The sequence below is a fragment of the Rhizobium esperanzae genome, from assembly GCF_014197615.1.
Lineage (GTDB): Bacteria > Pseudomonadota > Alphaproteobacteria > Rhizobiales > Rhizobiaceae > Rhizobium > Rhizobium esperanzae_A.
The window spans coordinates 1-15,608 of the sequence record NZ_JACIFY010000036.1 but is presented as its reverse complement, the minus strand read 5'-3'; the positions used below and the strand labels follow the sequence as shown (position 1 = coordinate 15,608).

The following is a 15,608-nucleotide window of genomic DNA, read 5'->3' as shown; positions in this document are numbered from 1 at the left end:
CTGCGGTCCCGGCCGTCCGCAGTCCGGCGGATGGCCATCCGCCGGACTGCGCACCGATCATCCAACAATCAGCGCTAATTGAACATGCAAGGGGCTGGTCTCGGCGATTTCTTGAGCGGGAACTTGCCCCTCAGTTCAACACCCGCAGCAGACCCGGCGAATCCAGCGAGAACGCCGGAATATCGACGTCGAACAGCTCACCTTCATCCGTCTCCATCTGATAATGGCCGAACATCAGCCCGGACGGCGTGTCGAGCGGGCACCCTGAGGAATATTCGTAGGTGTCGCCGGGGCTGAGCCGCGGCTGTTCGCCGACGACGCCTGGGCCCGTCACCTCGTCGACCACGCCGTTCTGGTCGGTGATGTTCCAGTAGCGGTTGACCAGGCGAACAGCGACGCCGGAATTGTTGCTGATGACAATCCGGTAACCCCAGACATAGCGATCGTCTTCCGGATCGGATTGCTCCTCCAGGTAAAACGGCTCGACAACGACTTCGATCTCTCTTGTGAAAGCGCGATACATGCCTTGCACCTTAGTCAAGATACGTTACCCATATCTTATAAGAGGCGCTGTCCGTCAAGAAACGGAACGTTGATCGGCGATGAAACAGCTATGATCGAAAGGTTTTCGATCGTTAAGCCTAATTCTCAGTATTAATCTACTTCGCAACGCCGCCACGAGCGAACCTTGTTCCGTGGATGCAGCGGCCGGATTCGGATGAAGTCCGGCCGCCATATCAGTCGATCAGGCCGAAACCTTGGCAAGCGCTTTCGCGAAATCCTCGATCAGGTCGTCGGTATCCTCGATGCCCGCCGAAAGCCGCACCGTGCCCGCGGAAATGCCGAGTTCGGCGCGCGCCTCTTCCGACAGGTTCTTGTGCGTCGTCGTGGCCGGATGGGTGATCAGGCTCTTGCTGTCGCCGAGATTGTTGGAGATCTTGACGATATCGAGCGCGTTCTGCAGCGCAAAGGCCGCCTCCTTGCCGCCCTTCAGCTCGAAGCAGACCAGCGTCGAGCCGCCGGTCATCTGCCTGGCGATGATATCGGCTTGCGGATGATCCTTGCGGCCGGGATAGATCACCTTGGCGACCTTGCCCTGCTCGGCCAGGAAATCGGCGATCTTCGCCGCATTCTCGGTCTGCTGGCGCACCCTGAGCGGCAGCGTCTCGATGCCCTTCAGAAGCGTCCAGGCATTGAACGGCGACATGGCCGGGCCGGTATGGCGGAAGTAATCGTGCAGGTTCTCATCGATCCAGGCCTTGTCGGCCAGCACCACGCCGCCGAGGCAGCGGCCCTGGCCATCGATGTGCTTGGTGGCGGAATAGACGACGATATGGGCGCCGAGTTCCAGCGGCTTCTGGAACAGCGGGGTGGCAAAGACGTTGTCGACGACGACCTTGGCGCCGACCTGGTTGGCAAGCTTGGCCACACCAGCGATATCGACCACTTCGAGCGTCGGGTTGGTCGGGCTTTCCAGGAAGAACACCTTGGTATTCGGCCGGATGGCCTTCTCCCAGTTGGCGAGATCGCGGCCGTCGACCAGCGTGCATTCGATGCCGTATTTCGGCGCCAGCGTCTCGACCACCCAGCGGCAGGAGCCGAAGAGGGCGCGGGCGGCGACGATATGGTCACCGGCCTTGACCTGGCAGAGGATCGCAGCACTGACGGCCGCCATGCCGGAGGCGGTGGCGCGGGCGTCTTCCGCACCTTCGAGCATGCACATGCGCTTTTCGAACATGTCGTTGGTCGGGCTGCCGTAGCGGGCGTAGATATAGCCGTCCGTCTCGCCCTTGAAGCGGGCTTCGGCCGCCTCCGACGTGTCGTAGACGAAACCCTGCGTGAGATAGATTGCCTCGGACGTTTCGCCATATTGCGAACGCAGCGTGCCGCCGTGGACGAGTTGGGTTGCCGGGCGCCAGGTCTTGCTCATGCCATCACCTTCACATAACAAAAAAACCGGTCGCAAAAGCAGACCGGTTTCAACCCGGTCTTTTTAGCCACTTGTTTAACGTGGCTGCAAGCCGACCGGCCAAATCACCACGGGATAATTCTGCAATACTGCTGTTGGCGGCTTGCGTCAATTCCCCGAGTTTGGTTTTGTCGGCGGCAAATGATGGATGAGGCATGATGGCTCGCGAAACGGGAATTCTGGCGGACCGCGCCACATCGGCGCTGTTTGAAACGGGGCGTCTGATCTCCGAACGGGAGTTGGACCGCGACCAGATCCAGCCGGCAAGCCTCGATCTGCGTTTGGGAAGCAAGGCTTTTCGCGTGCGTGCCTCTTTCATGCCCGGCCCTTCGCATCTGGTGTCGGACAAGCTCGACCGGCTGAGCCTGCATGTGATCGACCTCACGGAAGGCGCGGTGCTCGAAACCGGCTGCGTCTATATCGTGCCGCTGATGGAGAGCCTGGCGCTGCCGGCCGAGATGTCGGCCTCGGCCAATCCGAAGAGCTCGACCGGCCGCCTCGATATCTTTACCCGCGTCATCACCGATTACGCCCAGGAATTCGACAAGATCCCGGCAGGTTATGCCGGCCCGCTCTATCTCGAAATCAGCCCGCGCACCTTCCCGATCGTCGTGCGCCGCGGCTCGCGCCTGTCGCAGATCCGCTTCCGCGTCGGCCAGTCCCTGCTCGGCGAGCCGGAACTGTTGAAGCTGCATGAAAGCGAGACGCTGGTAGCGAGCAAGCTGCCGAACGTCTCGGGCGGCGGCATCGCGCTGTCGATCGATCTGGCCGGCGACAAGAACGGCCTGATCGGCTATCGCGGCAAACATCACACCGCCGTCGTCGATGTCGACAAGAAAGATCAGCACGACATCTATGATTTCTGGGAGCCGCTCTATAGCCGCGGCCGCAACGAGCTCATCCTCGATCCCGACGAGTTCTATATCCTCGTCTCGCGCGAGGCCGTGCATGTGCCGCCGGATTATGCCGCCGAAATGACCCCCTTCGATCCGCTGGTCGGCGAATTCCGCGTCCATTATGCCGGCTTCTTCGATCCCGGCTTCGGCCATGCGCCGGCCGGCGGCCGCGGCAGCCGCGCCGTGCTCGAAGTGCGCAGCCACGAAGTGCCCTTCATCCTCGAAGACGGCCAGATCGTCGGCCGCCTGGTCTACGAGCACATGCAGGAAAAACCGATGAGCCTCTACGGCTCCGGCCTCGGCTCCAACTACCAGGCCCAGGGCCTCAAACTCTCGAAGCACTTCCGCATCTGAAACGCGACTTGACAGCGCCGCCCATCTGTTGGAAATCTCAGCGCATCGCGGGTGTAGCTCAATGGTAGAGCAGCAGCTTCCCAAGCTGAATACGAGGGTTCGATTCCCTTCACCCGCTCCAGCAATTTCACCGTCATCGATAGAAATGATGCCAAGAGCCGGCAAGGCTTTAAAGGCTGCGGCTGGCTGCCGTAGACTGAGATGAGAGGCTCTCGGATTTCCGCCTGAGGGTTTCCCGAGGGTTTTCTCCATAAACCGACGCGTACAGCGCAGAAAAGCGGCCGGTATGCAAGAATCCCCACTTCAGGCAGATATCCCTGATGTTCTGTCGGTTAAACCGATCCAGAAGGTCTGATCGAGCGGCGCGCAATCTGAGAGTTCTCAAGTAACCTGTCGGTGTCGCGTCCTTGAAGGTCCGGAAGCCGGTTTCCAAGGTGCGAACCGAGACATTGGCGGATTGAGCGATCATCGTAATGGTGATCGGCTTGGCGATATTCGCCTGCATGAAATCGATAGCCCGACGAACATGCCGTGGAGCAGGCATGAACGCAGTCTGTTCCAGTCGCTGAGAGTAGCGATGGGGAACCAATCTGATCAGCAAATCAGCGAGAGCCTCGGTGAGGTTGACCATTGCAATCGGCGAATGGAGCAAGACACCGTCTCCGAGCATGCCGGAGATTATAGTCTCGACAAGATTCTTGATGAGATGTCCTGAGGGGGTTGATCCATCAACCAGCGGTGACAGGTCGAGCGATCCGGAAAGGGGGGCTTCGAACAGTTGTCCGAACGTGTGGGAAATGTGGCCCCAATCCAGGAAGAGTTTCTGTGATCGGTGAAGCGCTCCCCGCGCGAGGAAGTGATCCGCCTCGCGGCTATGCCCGAGGAGCATCTGGCCGGGTGATGCTATTGTCGTGATTTGCCGCCGTGTCATGCCGGAGAGACCCTGGCGCGGCACGTAAATGGTAAGCCATTCCGGTGTCTCTGGGGTGGCTAAAAGGTTCCACCCTCCCTTGCATTCGAGGTCGGCAACCGTCACCGCGCCGTGCGAGCTCGCATCCGCCGACCAACTGAAGCCTTCAATTCCATGCGCCGGCGATGCGTCGAAGTGGGCAGGTCCGAGGAACGTTTCCAGCATTCCGTCGAAGTCTGATCCGGCCCATCGTGGAGTGCGTGCAGCATTATGGATCATGAGAGCCTGTTGACTCGCGGGTGAGGAGCGGCGAGGCCATTCGCCCTGTGCGGATCTTCGGGAAGGGCAGTGCGGGACTCATTCTTCGTCTGTTTCGCCCGCGATGCGCTTGACCGCATCGCGGGCGGTTTCGAGCACGCGCTCCGCCATGCCTTGGTCGGTCATGATGCGGGAGATGGTTACGGCGCCCACCATCAGCGATAGGATGACCATGGCTTTGTCATCGGGTTTCGAGCCATCCGGCGCCGGGATCAATTCGTCGAGAATCTGAAGATGAGCTTCAATGCCATTCTGGAATGGAGCGCGGATCTCTTCGCTCAGGCGCGCCGCGTCGGATCCGAGCGCTGCCAAAGGGCAACCATCGCCCTTCTCCTCCCGGTGCCCGGGCGAGAGATAGAGGTCGACAACCGCTTCAAGCGGATCGGGCCTTCCGGCCGCCACCCTCGACCATCGGCGAGCCGCGCTCTCCATGGCTCGTCCGGATGCGAGCGCCACAAGATCATCCTTCGATTCGAACTGCTTGTAGAACCCGCCTTGGGTAAGGCCGGCGCCTTTCATCAGATCCTTCAGCCCGATGCCGTCGAAGCCGTGCTCCCGGAAGAGCTGGCTTGCGACGTTGATCACCGTTTCGCGATTGGCCTCGGCCTGGGCACGACTGACTCTCATAGCGATCTCCAATTAGATTTCATTTGACATCTATATGCGAATTAGAGTTAGATCGCAATCTAAATAAATCGCTGCGCCCGTCAAGAAGGGTTAATGACATGAACCGCAAAATCCTCCTCGCCTCCTTTGGCCTTCTGGCGGCAGCCGGCGCCACGACGTTCGTCGTGGCCGCCAAGTCTTCGGACGCAAGCGCGCCGGCCGTCGATCCCCGAACAGCACCGCCCTTCGTCAAGCTGGTGGAAGCTGAGAGACCGGAGAGCGCCGAACGCAGCTTCACGGGCACCATCGCCGCTCGGGTGCAAAGCAATCTTGGTTTTCGCGTCCCCGGCAAGATCGTGCAGCGTTATGTGGACGTTGGCGTGCAGGTCAAAGCCGGTCAGCCCCTGATGCGGATCGACGAGACCGATCTCAATCTGGCCCTTACGGCGAAACGAAACGCGGTCGCGGCAGCGGAAGCTGTGCTGACCCAGGCGCAAGCAGACGAGAAACGCTACGCCGCCTTGGTGAAAAACGGATTGGCCGCGACACCGCAGCGCTACGAGCAGGCAAAGGCAGCACTTGACACCGCTACCGCGCAGCTTGCCGCGGCGCAAGCAGACGCCAAGGTCGCGGAAAACGAGGCCGCCTATTCCGTCCTCGTTGCCGACACCGATGGAACGGTTGTCGAAACGCTGGGCGAGCCGGGGCAGGTCGTGACGGCGGGACAAACCGTGGTCCGGCTCGCACAGGCCGGGCCGCGTGAAGCGCTGGTCTGGATGCCGGAATTCCTCAGGCCGCAGCTCGGCGAGATCGCCGATGCGAGCATCTACGGCAACGAAAGCCGGCAGGACAAGGCGCGGCTTCGGCAGATCTCCGATGCCGCCGATCCGCAAACCCGCACCTATGAGGCGCGCTGGGTTCTGGATGGCGCCGCAGCGTCGGCCCCGCTGGGTGCGACGGTGACGATCAGAATCTCCAGCAACAGCGGCCAATCGCATGCCGCGGTGCCTGTCGGCGCCGTTCTGGACGATGGCAGCCGAACCGGCGTCTGGGTCTTCGATCAGAAATCTTCGACCGTCCACTTCCGGCAGGTGAAAATAGAGCAGCTGGGTGAGGAGGTCGCGGTGGTTTCCAGCGTCAATGCAGGCGAGCCGGTCGTCGCTCTCGGCGCCCATCTGCTGCAGGACGGCGCCAGCGTGCGCACCAAGGTGGAACAGACAGAGGCGGCAAACTGATGAACTTCAATCTATCCGCGCTTGCCGTTCGCGAGCGGGCCGTTACGCTGTTCTTTATCGTTCTGCTGGCCGCCGCCGGCGCCTATGCGTTCGTCAAGCTTGGGCGCGCCGAGGATCCCTCCTTCACCATCAAGACCCTGACCGTGACATCCGTGTGGCCGGGCGCGACGGCGCGCGAAATGCAGGATCTGGTCGCCGAGCCGCTTGAAAAGCGCCTCCAGGAACTCACCTGGTACGATCGTGTCGAAACGACAACGCGGCCCGGCTACGCCTTTTTGACCGTCACGCTGAAGGACAGTACGCCGGCAACGGCAGTCGAGGAGGAATTCTATCAGGCCCGGAAGAAGCTTGGCGACGAGGCCCGAAATCTGCCAAGGGGCGTGCTCGGTCCCTTTGTCAACGACGAGTATTCCGATGTCAGCTTCGGTCTTTATGCCCTCAAGGCCAAGGGCATGCCGATGCGCGAGCTTGTGCGTCAGGCGGAGGTGATCCGCCAGGATCTTCTGCATGTGCCTGGTGTCAAGAAGATCAACATCCTCGGAGAGCGACCCGAACAGATTTTTGTCGAGTTCTCCTATGCCAAGCTGGCCACGCTCGGCATTTCGGCACAGGACGTCGCGGCCGCCTTGCAGCGGCAAAACACAGTGACGCCGGCCGGATCGATCGATACGCGCGGGCCCCAGGTCTTCATTCGCTTCGATGGCGCCTATGACAGTATCCAGGCGATCGCCGACACGCCGATCGTCGCAGCCGGGCGCACCTTGAAGCTCTCGGATTTTGCCGAAGTGCGGCGCGGTTATCAAGATCCGGCCACCTATCTCATTCGCCATGACGGCGAGCCCGCCATCATGCTTGCCGCGGTGATGCAACAGGGCTGGAACGGTCTGGACCTCGGCAAGGCGCTGGAAGAGAGATCCGCGGCGATCGCAGAAACCTTGCCGCTCGGCATGACGCTCGCCAAGGTCAGCGACCAGGCCGTCAACATCGACGAAGCCGTCGGCGAGTTCATGCTGAAATTCGCCATGGCGCTCGGCGTCGTGCTGTTCGTCAGCCTCGTCAGCCTCGGCTGGCGCGTCGGCATCGTCGTGGCGCTGGCCGTGCCGCTGACCCTTGCCGTCGTCTTCCTCATCATGCTGGAAACCGGCCGGTTCTTCGATCGCATCACCCTCGGTGCACTCATCCTGGCGCTCGGCCTTCTGGTCGACGACGCCATCATCGCCATCGAGGTGATGGTGGTGAAGATGGAAGAGGGGATGGATCGCATCAAGGCGGCCGCCTATGCCTGGAGCCATACCGCGGCGCCGATGCTGTCGGGCACGCTCGTGACGATCATCGGGCTGATGCCGGTCGGCTTTGCCCGGTCGACCGCCGGCGAATATGCCGGCAACATCTTCTGGGTCGTCGGCTTTGCGCTGATCGTATCCTGGATTGTCGCGGTGATCTTCACGCCGTATCTCGGCGTCAAGATGCTGCCGACGATCAAGCCGGTCGAAGGTGGCCATCACGCCATCTACAACACCCCGAACTACCGGCGCCTGCGGCGGGTTATCCAGTTCACCGTGCGCCACAAGTTCGTCACCTGTGCGGTGGTCGCCATCGTCATGGGAATCTCCGTCGTTGGAATGGGAGGAGTGAAAAAGCAGTTCTTCCCGACGTCGGACCGCCCCGAAGTCCTCGTCGAAGTCCGCATGCCCGAAGGCACCAGCATCGAGGCGACGACGGCAACGGTCGAGAAGCTCGAAGGGTGGCTGCAGAAGCAGCCGGAGGCAAAGACCGTCACCAGCTATGTCGGTCAGGGCGCTCCCCGCTTCTTCTTTGCCATGGCGCCGGAATTGCCGGACCCGTCCTTCGCCAAGATCGTCGTGCTGACTCCCGACGCCGGGACCCGCGAGGCCCTGAAGCATCGTCTCCGGGCCGCCGTCTCGGACGGGCTCGCCCCCGAAGCCTATATCCGCGTTACCCAGCTCGTCTTCGGTCCCTACACGCCGTTCCCGGTCGAGTTTCGTGTCATGGGTCCCGATACCGAGCAATTGTACCAGATTTCCGAGAAAGCGCTCGACATCATGAAGAGCGTGCCGGACGTGCGCCAGGCAAACCGCGATTGGGGCAACCGCACGCCGGTGCTGCGTTTCGTTCCCGACCAGGATCGGCTGAACCTGATCGGCCTGTCGCCGGCCGAGGCAGCTCAGCAGATGCAATTGCTGCTGAGCGGAATTCCGATCACCGAGGTTCGCGAAAATATCCGCAACGTGCCTGTCGTTGCCCGCAGTGCCGGCGGCAACCGGCTTGATCCCTCGCGATTGGCAGACTTCTCGCTGATGAGCCGGGATGGGCGACAGGTCCCACTCGATCAGATCGGCCACTCGGAAATCCGGTTTGAAGAACCGATCCTGAAACGCCGCGACCGCACGCCTGTCATTACGATCCGGTCCGATATCAACGAAGCAACACAGCCGCCGGAGGTCTCAGAGCAGGTCATGAAGGCGCTTCAGCCGCTGATTGCCTCGCTTCCCGTGGGATATCGCATCGAGATGGGCGGCAACATCGAGGAATCGCTGAAGGCCAACAACGCCCTCGTCAAGATCTTCCCGGCGATGATTGCCGCCATGCTGATCGTTATCGTGCTTCAGGTCCGGAGCCTGTCGACGATGACCATGGTCATGCTGACAGGGCCGCTCGGTCTTGCCGGGGCGGTTCCGGTGCTGCTGCTCTTCGACAAACCCTTCGGCTTCAATGCCATTCTCGGATTGATCGGACTGGCTGGAATCCTGATGCGCAACACCTTGATCCTGACGGAACAGATCAAGGACAATAAGGCGGCCGGTCTCGACGATTATCACGCCGTCGTCGAGGCGACGGTTCAGCGGACACGTCCGGTTATTCTGACCGCCCTTGCCGCCGTGCTCGCCTTCATTCCGCTCACCCACTCGGTGTTCTGGGGGTCGATGGCCTATACGCTGATCGGCGGAACGGCGGTCGGCACGGTGATGATCCTGCTCTTCCTCCCGGCTCTCTACGCAACCTGGTTCCGCATCAAGCCGACGAAAAACGAAAGCCATGAAAACTCCCCGAAGGAGATGGAGTCACCGAAGGAGGTGGAGTTGCCGACGGCAATGGCTGCCGAGTGATGTTCTCTGGAGATGGCGATGACCCTTGCGGATCCGATAGCAAGTGACCTTGAGCAGTCGCGGGCGCGGATACTCGAGGTGGCGGAAAGCTATTTTCGGCGGATCGGCTACCATAAGACGTCGGTCGCCGACATCGCCTCCGAACTTGGCATGAGCCGCGCCAATGTTTATCGCTTCTTTCCCTCGAGGACGGCGATCAACAGTTCCGTCTGCGGACTTATTGTCCAGGAGGTTGCTGAAATCGCTCTGGCGATCGCGCGAACGGATGCGCCGGCGAGCAAAAAGCTGGCGGATCTTTTGACCGCCATCCACCGTCACAGCACGAGAATACTGATGGAGGACAGACCGATGCACCAGCTGCTCGTCGCCGCCATGGATGGAAGCTGGGCAACCATCAACGCGCACAATGAGCAGATCCTGGCAATCCTCAAAGCCCTTGTCCGCGAGGGTCAGCAGACAGGCGAGTTCAGGCTCGAAGACGCCGACGAAGCCGCACGCGGCATCATCACTGCCTTCCTGCCGTTCTTCCATCCGGTTCTGGTCGAGCAGCGGGTTCAGGAGGGAGGGGACACCGCAGTCAGCCTCCATGCCCAAATCCACTTCATCATGCAGGCCCTCGGCAAAACGGACTGTCGCTCGGCGGAGGCAGCCGCGGCACGGACAAGAGAGTAAATTTCGACCGGGCCGCTAGAGAAAGGACATCCCATGAAGATCGGAATCATCGGTGCCGGAAATATCGGCGCGACTCTGGCGAGAAAACTCGCCGCCGCTGGCCATGAGGTCAAGCTTGCCAATTCGAAGGGGCCGGACACCATTCGCGATCTGGCCGGCGAGATCGGAGCGATCGCCGTTTCGAAGGAAGAAGCCGCCCGGGGTGTCGAGGTGGTCGTTCTGTCGATCCCGTTCGCAAACTATCGCGATCTCGCTGGGCTCTTCAAGGACGTGCCTGAAGAGGTCGTGGTGATCGATACCTCAAACTATTATCCGTTTCGCGACGGTGCGATCGCCGAGGTCGATGGCGGCATGCCCGAAAGCGTTTGGGTGAGCGGGCAAATCGGCCGACCGGTCGTCAAGGCGTGGAACGCCGTGCTGGCGGCAACGCTGGCGGAGAAGGGGCGGCCTGGCGGCACGGATGGACGCATTGCCATCCCGGTTGCAGGCGATGCCCCGGAAGCAAAGGCGGTTGCCATAGAGCTGGTCGAGGCCACCGGTTTCAATGCGCTGGATGCGGGAGGGCTGGCGGCGTCCTGGCGTCAGCAGCCCGGCACCCCAGCCTATTGCACCGAGCTTGCAGCAGATGAGCTGGAGGAAGCGCTGCAATCGGGGGATCGATCCCGCGCAGCCGATAATCGCGACACGCTGATCAAGGAATTCTTCGCGGCAGGCACGAGCCTGACCCACGACGAAATGGTCGCTCGAAACCGAGCGGGGACTGCCGCTCCGAAATCCTGAACCCGTTGAGGCTCAAGCCGCTCCCGGCTGACACTGCCCCGGCACGTTTGGAGGCGCGATCCTCGCCGAAAAAATCGCCGTAAAGCAAAAAGTGCTTGATTTTATATTTCGATTGACATCTAAAGCAATAATAGATGTCGATCGAAATCTTACGCGCTTGGATGCCAGGTTCTGAGACACTGTCCTTTGCCGACAGGGTGAAAAATCTGACCATCCTATTGAAGCACGTAGTCAACCACTCGCGCCCAGCCAGGAGCCTCCATGTCTAAAAATAAAGTCGTCGTCATTACCGGAGCATCCTCCGGAATAGGCGAAGCGTCGGCCCGCCTTCTTGCACAAAACGGCTTCCAAGTCTTTGGCGGCGTGCGTAACCCGCAGCGTGTCAATGCCATTCCCGGCGTGCGCTATGGGACTGCCGACGTGACCGATGACGCCTCGGTCTCCGATTTTGTTCAATGGGTTTTGTCCGAGGCAGGCAAGATCGACGTCCTGATCAACAATGCCGGCGTTTCGCTGGTCGGCCCGGTCGAGAACACGTCGCCTGCCGAAGCTCAGGCGGTCTTCGATACCAATGTTTTCGGCCCTCTGCGCATGATCCGCGCTGTCTTGCCCTCCATGCGCGCCGCTCGCAGCGGTCTGATCATCAATATCAGCTCGGTCCTCGGCTTCCTGCCGGCGCCGTTCATGGGAATATATGCCAGCAGCAAGCATGCGCTTGAAGGACTGTCGGAGTCGCTGGACCATGAGATTCGTGAGTTCAACGTGCGCGTCGTGCTGGTTGAGCCGACCTTCACCAATACCAAGCTCGATGTGAACGCGGCCCAAACCGCGGCACCCCTGGGGGCCTACGCGGCACAGGCCGATGCGACCATCAAGGCGGTACAGGCCCAGATCAAAACCGCGCCGTCGCCGCTGGCTGTCGCCGAGAAAATCCTGGCGGCAATCAACGGTCCATACAAAATGCGTCAACCGGCCGGTGGCCAGGCGACGCTTCTGAGCCGGCTGCGCAGGTTTATGCCGGCAAACGCGGTTGATAGCAGTCTGAGAAAGACATTCGGTTTCGGAAAGCGAAACGCGTCCTGAGCTTCGCGTAAACTTCCAGACGTCGTCGGTGTCACAGCATCGTCTCGGCGGATCTCGCTGTCGCCTCATGCGGCACGCCGCACGATCATTGTGTCCGACGACGTCCTCCAACTTTGGCCGAGCGAAGCCTAATCCCCGAAAAACCGGATCGGCTTGTATCGGCGATGCGCGATGATCAGGCTCCGGTCCGGCTGGATGATGTAGGTTTCTTCCACCTGCTGGCCGTACTGGTCGATAAAATCATGCGGGAATGCCGAACCGGGTGGCGATTTGGTGAGCTTGGTGCGCGGCTGGCCGTTATAGGTGATGCTGCCGGGGATCGGCTCGAGGCCGGGGCCGGAATAGGTGACGGTGTTGCACCCGGCAAGAATGAGGGTGCCGATAAGGCCGATGAGTGCAGGTTTCATATCAATCCCCTTCTGACGCCGAGCGATGCGATCTTACTCCTGATCGTATCGCGCTCACCAGTTGAAACGCCATATCCGCCTTCAATCCTTTGGGAAGCGCCGCTGCGATCGGTTCAGTGCTGTTCCATTGCCGAAACCGGCGCCGTCTGCTAGATCGGCATCGTCGAAAAAGGCAGGATCGGTTGAGGTAAGCCCGATCCCTTCCGCTGGAGCGCGTGAGCGCTCTTACGAAGCTCTGCTCCGTGCCATGGCACGAGAACCCGCGACGTGATCCGCATCAAGATGCGGGATCCCGGCGGTGTGCGGAGACGGCAAAAGGCAGTCCCGGGATTTTTTCGAACGGAGACTGTCATGCGCCTGAACCATCTCGATTTTCACGTACCCGATATTGCTGCAACAGCGGATTTCTTCATCCGCCATTTCGGCCTGACGCTGAAGGATATGCGCGGCCAGAATGGCCTGGCGATCCTGAGCGACGACGCCGGCCTCGAAATCGTCCTCAGCCACCCGATCGCCAAGTTCGGCACTGCCGACCAGGTCGAACTGCAGCGTCAGACTTATCATCTCGGCTTTATTCTGCCCGAGAGGGCAGATGTCGATGCTGTTCATGCCGGGCTCGTTGCCGCCGGTGCGATGCTCTCCGGCCCACCGGCAGCCATGCGCGGCGGCTGGCTGTTTTATTGCACGGCGCCTGGAAATATTTTGGTCGAGGTTGGCTGGCGGCCGGGCTAGGTCCTCAAATAGAAAGGGCGGCCCCTGAGCCGCCCTTGCCAATACCTGTTTTGACGGGCTCAGAACTCCGTCCAGTCGCCATCCTGGCTTTTCGGCGCGCTGCTGGTTGCACCGAAGGCGTTGGCGAGGGTCTGGCCGAGGGCGCGGGCGGGGGAGGCGGCCGGGCGGGTCGTGCCTTCCCTGGCGACGCGGATCGATGCCTTGGCTGCGGCCGGGCGCGCGGCGGCGCGCGGTGCTGCGGCCGGCGGCCGGGTCGAGGCGATCGGTGCGGCGGCGGCAAGGCCGCCGGTGCCGGTCAGCCGGAACTGGCCGAGCAGGTTGTTGAGCGCTGCCGCTTCGGTGGCGAGGCCGTGGCTCGCCGCCGTCGATTGCTCGACCATCGCCGCATTCTGCTGCGTCCCCTGGTCCATGGTGTTGACTGCGGTGTTGATCTCCTGCAGCCCGATCGACTGTTCGCGCGCGGCTTCGGCGATCGCGTGGACGTGCTGGTTGATTTCCTGCACCTCGGCAACGATTGCGTCGAGCGCCTTGCCGGTTTCGCCGACCAGCGAGACGCCGGTCTGCACATGCGTGCCGGAATTGGTGATCAGCGACTTGATCTCCTTGGCGGCATTGGCCGAGCGCTGGGCGAGCTCGCGCACTTCCTGGGCGACGACCGCAAAACCCTTGCCGGCCTCACCGGCACGTGCGGCTTCGACGCCGGCATTGAGCGCCAGCAGATTGGTCTGGAAGGCGATATCGTCGATCACGCCGATGATATTGCCGATCGCAACCGAAGACTGCTCGATCTGCTGCATGGCGGAGACCGCCTTGCGGACAATTTCGCCGGACTTTTCGGCGCCGAGGCGGGTGCGGGCGACGAGCTGGCTCGCCTCCTCGGCGCGCTTGGCGGCGTCGCGCACCGTGGTGGTGATCTCTTCGAGCGCCGCCGCCGTCTCTTCGACGGAGGCCGATTGCTGTTCCGTCCGTTGCGAAAGCTGGTCTGCGGAAGAGCGGATCTCGTTGGCGCCGGCGCCGATCGCCCGGGCATTGGCGCCGACCGTATGCATGGTTTCGTTGAGCTTTTCGACCGAGTTGTTGAAATCCTGGCGCAGCGCATCGAGATGGGCGACGAAAGGCTGGTCGATATGCGAGGCGAGATCGCCGGCGGCCAGGCGCCGCAGGCCGTCGCCGAGGGCCGCGACGGCACGGTCGAGTTCGCCGGCTTCGCGGGCCTTCTGCGCCTCGCGGTCGCGGCGCTCGCCGTCGCTGACATCGCGGTCGGCTTCGGCGCGGGCTTCGATCCGGGCCCGCTCGATCGCGTTGTCGCGGAAGATCGAAACGGCCTTTGCCATCTGGCCGACTTCGTCGCCGCGGTCGAGGCCGCTGACCTCGCTTGTGGTGTCACCGTCGGCAAGCCGGGCCATGCGCAGGCGCAGCTCGGTCATCGGGCCGGTGATGCCTTTCTGCGCCACGAGCACGCCGAAACCGATCGCGGCGAGTACGGCGATGCCGATCAGGGCGAAGCTGAAGGTGATCTGGCCGTTGACGGAAGCCGAAAGCGCGTCGCCGCCGTCGTTGAGCAAGGCCATCATCGCATCGTTGTTGGCGATCATCTTCGGCGTCAGCGCATCGAGCTTGGTATTGATCAGGGCGGCATTCGCCAGCGCGCCGGCGCCGTCCTTGGCCTTGCTCTGCTCGATGATCTTGTTCGCCAGCGCTTCGATTTCATCGATGCCGGCCTGGATGTCGTCGATCGCGGCCTTGCGGCTCGGCACCAGAACCAGCGCCTGTTTCAGCCGGTCACGGGCCTGCGGCAGCCTGCTCGGCGTGGCCAGCGTCGCCTGGAATGCCGGCGTATCCGGCTTCATTTCGGCAAGCAGAGTGACCTGCAGTACCGAGGCCACGACCGATGCGCTGGCGCGCGCGCTCAGCATCGAGGCCGTCGCTTCATGATCGATGAAGGCGCCGTAGGCGGCGTCTGCCCGGCGGAATTCGGAGATGACATAGATCAGCCCGGCCATCGTGATCAGTCCGAGCAGCGCCACGACCGATATGATTTTCGTGCGGATTTTCAGATGCTTCAACATGGAAATGTCACCCGGTTGGCTGGGCGCGTCGCGCGCCCGGTGCTTTTGAAATCAATTGCTGCAGAAAAAAGCGCTGCTTCAATATCGTGGTTCAAAGATAGGTTTGGACTGACGCGTGCATCATGCGATCGGCTGGCGGGGTCCGATGTCGTCGCCACAAATAGAGGCGATATTCTTTAATTCCGCGCTAACACCGGGCGGTGGAGACACCCATAATTTTAGGGAGGCAAGAGGTTGGCGCCAACGCTCACGAGAGCTCATCCTGAGGGGCCTCGAAGGGCGAGGCGGGCGTTCCCGAGTGATGCAAGGCGCGATGTTGGAGCGTGTCCTTCGAGGCTTCGGCCTTTGGCCTGCGCGCCTCAGCAACCGTGTTGTTGGGGCTCGTTCCATGGCGTTTGTCTTTTGAGAATAGTGTTGATCATGATGATTAGCTTTCGCATGGCGGCGAC

The 15,608-nt window shown here is 61.6% G+C and carries 13 protein-coding genes, 1 tRNA gene and 1 riboswitch; of the genes, 8 read left to right on the top strand and 6 right to left on the bottom strand.

The window, feature by feature from the left end; all coding sequences use genetic code 11:
* Positions 1-130: 130 nt before the first annotated feature.
* Positions 131-523, bottom strand: coding sequence for a Co2+/Mg2+ efflux protein ApaG (gene apaG / locus GGD57_RS28585; protein ID WP_010068797.1), 393 nt, complete (start codon positions 521-523; stop codon positions 131-133).
* 222 nt (positions 524-745) lie between these two features.
* Positions 746-1,930 carry an O-succinylhomoserine sulfhydrylase gene (locus GGD57_RS28580; protein WP_184473529.1) on the bottom strand — a complete coding sequence of 395 codons (1,185 nt, stop codon included), beginning with the start codon at positions 1,928-1,930 and terminating at the stop codon, positions 746-748.
* Between the two features lie 42 nt (positions 1,931-1,972).
* A riboswitch (SAM riboswitch) is annotated at positions 1,973-2,051 on the bottom strand.
* Between the two features lie 73 nt (positions 2,052-2,124).
* On the opposite strand from GGD57_RS28580, the gene GGD57_RS28575 reads away from it, so the two are divergent.
* Both GGD57_RS28575 and GGD57_RS28570 read left to right on the top strand, forming a co-directional pair.
* Positions 2,125-3,219 carry a 2'-deoxycytidine 5'-triphosphate deaminase gene (locus GGD57_RS28575; RefSeq protein ID WP_184473528.1) on the top strand — a complete coding sequence of 365 codons (1,095 nt, stop codon included), beginning with the start codon at positions 2,125-2,127 and terminating at the stop codon, positions 3,217-3,219.
* A 47-nt stretch (positions 3,220-3,266) separates the two neighbouring features.
* Positions 3,267-3,340, top strand: a tRNA-Gly gene (locus GGD57_RS28570).
* Positions 3,341-3,388: 48 nt separating this feature from the next.
* On the opposite strand, the gene GGD57_RS28565 is transcribed toward GGD57_RS28570, so the two are convergent.
* Both GGD57_RS28565 and GGD57_RS28560 read right to left on the bottom strand, forming a co-directional pair.
* Positions 3,389-4,408 carry a helix-turn-helix transcriptional regulator gene (locus GGD57_RS28565; RefSeq protein WP_184473527.1) on the bottom strand — a complete coding sequence of 340 codons (1,020 nt, stop codon included), beginning with the start codon at positions 4,406-4,408 and terminating at the stop codon, positions 3,389-3,391.
* A gap of 78 nt (positions 4,409-4,486) precedes the next feature.
* Positions 4,487-5,074, bottom strand: coding sequence for a TetR/AcrR family transcriptional regulator (locus tag GGD57_RS28560; protein WP_184473530.1), 588 nt, complete (start codon positions 5,072-5,074; stop codon positions 4,487-4,489).
* 98 nt (positions 5,075-5,172) lie between these two features.
* Between GGD57_RS28560 and GGD57_RS28555 the strand changes: the two genes are divergently transcribed.
* From GGD57_RS28555 to GGD57_RS28535, 5 genes are all read left to right on the top strand, one after another.
* A complete protein-coding gene (locus GGD57_RS28555; RefSeq protein ID WP_184473526.1) occupies positions 5,173-6,288 on the top strand; it encodes an efflux RND transporter periplasmic adaptor subunit in 1,116 nt (371 codons plus the stop codon).
* A complete protein-coding gene (locus GGD57_RS28550) occupies positions 6,288-9,416 on the top strand; it encodes an efflux RND transporter permease subunit (protein ID WP_184473525.1) in 3,129 nt (1,042 codons plus the stop codon). Before GGD57_RS28555 ends, GGD57_RS28550 begins: the two co-directional genes overlap by 1 nt.
* A gap of 18 nt (positions 9,417-9,434) precedes the next feature.
* A complete protein-coding gene (locus tag GGD57_RS28545; protein WP_184473524.1) occupies positions 9,435-10,088 on the top strand; it encodes a TetR/AcrR family transcriptional regulator in 654 nt (217 codons plus the stop codon).
* 33 nt (positions 10,089-10,121) lie between these two features.
* Positions 10,122-10,868, top strand: a complete 747-nt coding sequence (locus GGD57_RS28540; protein WP_184473523.1) for an NADPH-dependent F420 reductase — start codon at positions 10,122-10,124, stop codon at positions 10,866-10,868.
* Between the two features lie 261 nt (positions 10,869-11,129).
* Positions 11,130-11,951, top strand: coding sequence for an oxidoreductase (locus tag GGD57_RS28535; RefSeq protein ID WP_184473522.1), 822 nt, complete (start codon positions 11,130-11,132; stop codon positions 11,949-11,951).
* Between the two features lie 128 nt (positions 11,952-12,079).
* Here the strand turns inward: GGD57_RS28535 and GGD57_RS28530 are convergent, their stop codons facing one another.
* On the bottom strand, positions 12,080-12,358 hold the full coding sequence (locus GGD57_RS28530; RefSeq protein WP_184473521.1) for a hypothetical protein: 279 nt from the start codon (positions 12,356-12,358) through the stop codon (positions 12,080-12,082).
* 351 nt (positions 12,359-12,709) lie between these two features.
* Between GGD57_RS28530 and GGD57_RS28525 the strand changes: the two genes are divergently transcribed.
* Complete coding sequence (locus GGD57_RS28525; RefSeq protein WP_184473520.1) at positions 12,710-13,090, top strand: VOC family protein; 381 nt, start codon at positions 12,710-12,712, stop codon at positions 13,088-13,090.
* Between the two features lie 59 nt (positions 13,091-13,149).
* Here the strand turns inward: GGD57_RS28525 and GGD57_RS28520 are convergent, their stop codons facing one another.
* Positions 13,150-15,159: a methyl-accepting chemotaxis protein gene (locus GGD57_RS28520; RefSeq protein WP_184473519.1), complete on the bottom strand. Its 2,010-nt coding sequence runs from the start codon at positions 15,157-15,159 to the stop codon at positions 13,150-13,152.
* Between the last annotated feature and the right edge of the window lie 449 nt (positions 15,160-15,608).

What these genes read in the sequence shown, in the direction of transcription:
- apaG (WP_010068797.1), bottom strand. Translation starts at nt 523, where the DNA reads ATGTATCGCGCTTTCACAAGAGAGATCGAAGTCGTTGTCGAGCCGTTT.
- GGD57_RS28580 (WP_184473529.1), bottom strand. Translation starts at nt 1,930, where the DNA reads ATGAGCAAGACCTGGCGCCCGGCAACCCAACTCGTCCACGGCGGCACG.
- GGD57_RS28575 (WP_184473528.1), top strand. Translation starts at nt 2,125, where the DNA reads ATGATGGCTCGCGAAACGGGAATTCTGGCGGACCGCGCCACATCGGCG.
- GGD57_RS28565 (WP_184473527.1), bottom strand. Translation starts at nt 4,408, where the DNA reads ATGATCCATAATGCTGCACGCACTCCACGATGGGCCGGATCAGACTTC.
- GGD57_RS28560 (WP_184473530.1), bottom strand. Translation starts at nt 5,074, where the DNA reads ATGAGAGTCAGTCGTGCCCAGGCCGAGGCCAATCGCGAAACGGTGATC.
- GGD57_RS28555 (WP_184473526.1), top strand. Translation starts at nt 5,173, where the DNA reads ATGAACCGCAAAATCCTCCTCGCCTCCTTTGGCCTTCTGGCGGCAGCC.
- GGD57_RS28550 (WP_184473525.1), top strand. Translation starts at nt 6,288, where the DNA reads ATGAACTTCAATCTATCCGCGCTTGCCGTTCGCGAGCGGGCCGTTACG.
- GGD57_RS28545 (WP_184473524.1), top strand. Translation starts at nt 9,435, where the DNA reads ATGACCCTTGCGGATCCGATAGCAAGTGACCTTGAGCAGTCGCGGGCG.
- GGD57_RS28540 (WP_184473523.1), top strand. Translation starts at nt 10,122, where the DNA reads ATGAAGATCGGAATCATCGGTGCCGGAAATATCGGCGCGACTCTGGCG.
- GGD57_RS28535 (WP_184473522.1), top strand. Translation starts at nt 11,130, where the DNA reads ATGTCTAAAAATAAAGTCGTCGTCATTACCGGAGCATCCTCCGGAATA.
- GGD57_RS28530 (WP_184473521.1), bottom strand. Translation starts at nt 12,358, where the DNA reads ATGAAACCTGCACTCATCGGCCTTATCGGCACCCTCATTCTTGCCGGG.
- GGD57_RS28525 (WP_184473520.1), top strand. Translation starts at nt 12,710, where the DNA reads ATGCGCCTGAACCATCTCGATTTTCACGTACCCGATATTGCTGCAACA.
- GGD57_RS28520 (WP_184473519.1), bottom strand. Translation starts at nt 15,159, where the DNA reads ATGTTGAAGCATCTGAAAATCCGCACGAAAATCATATCGGTCGTGGCG.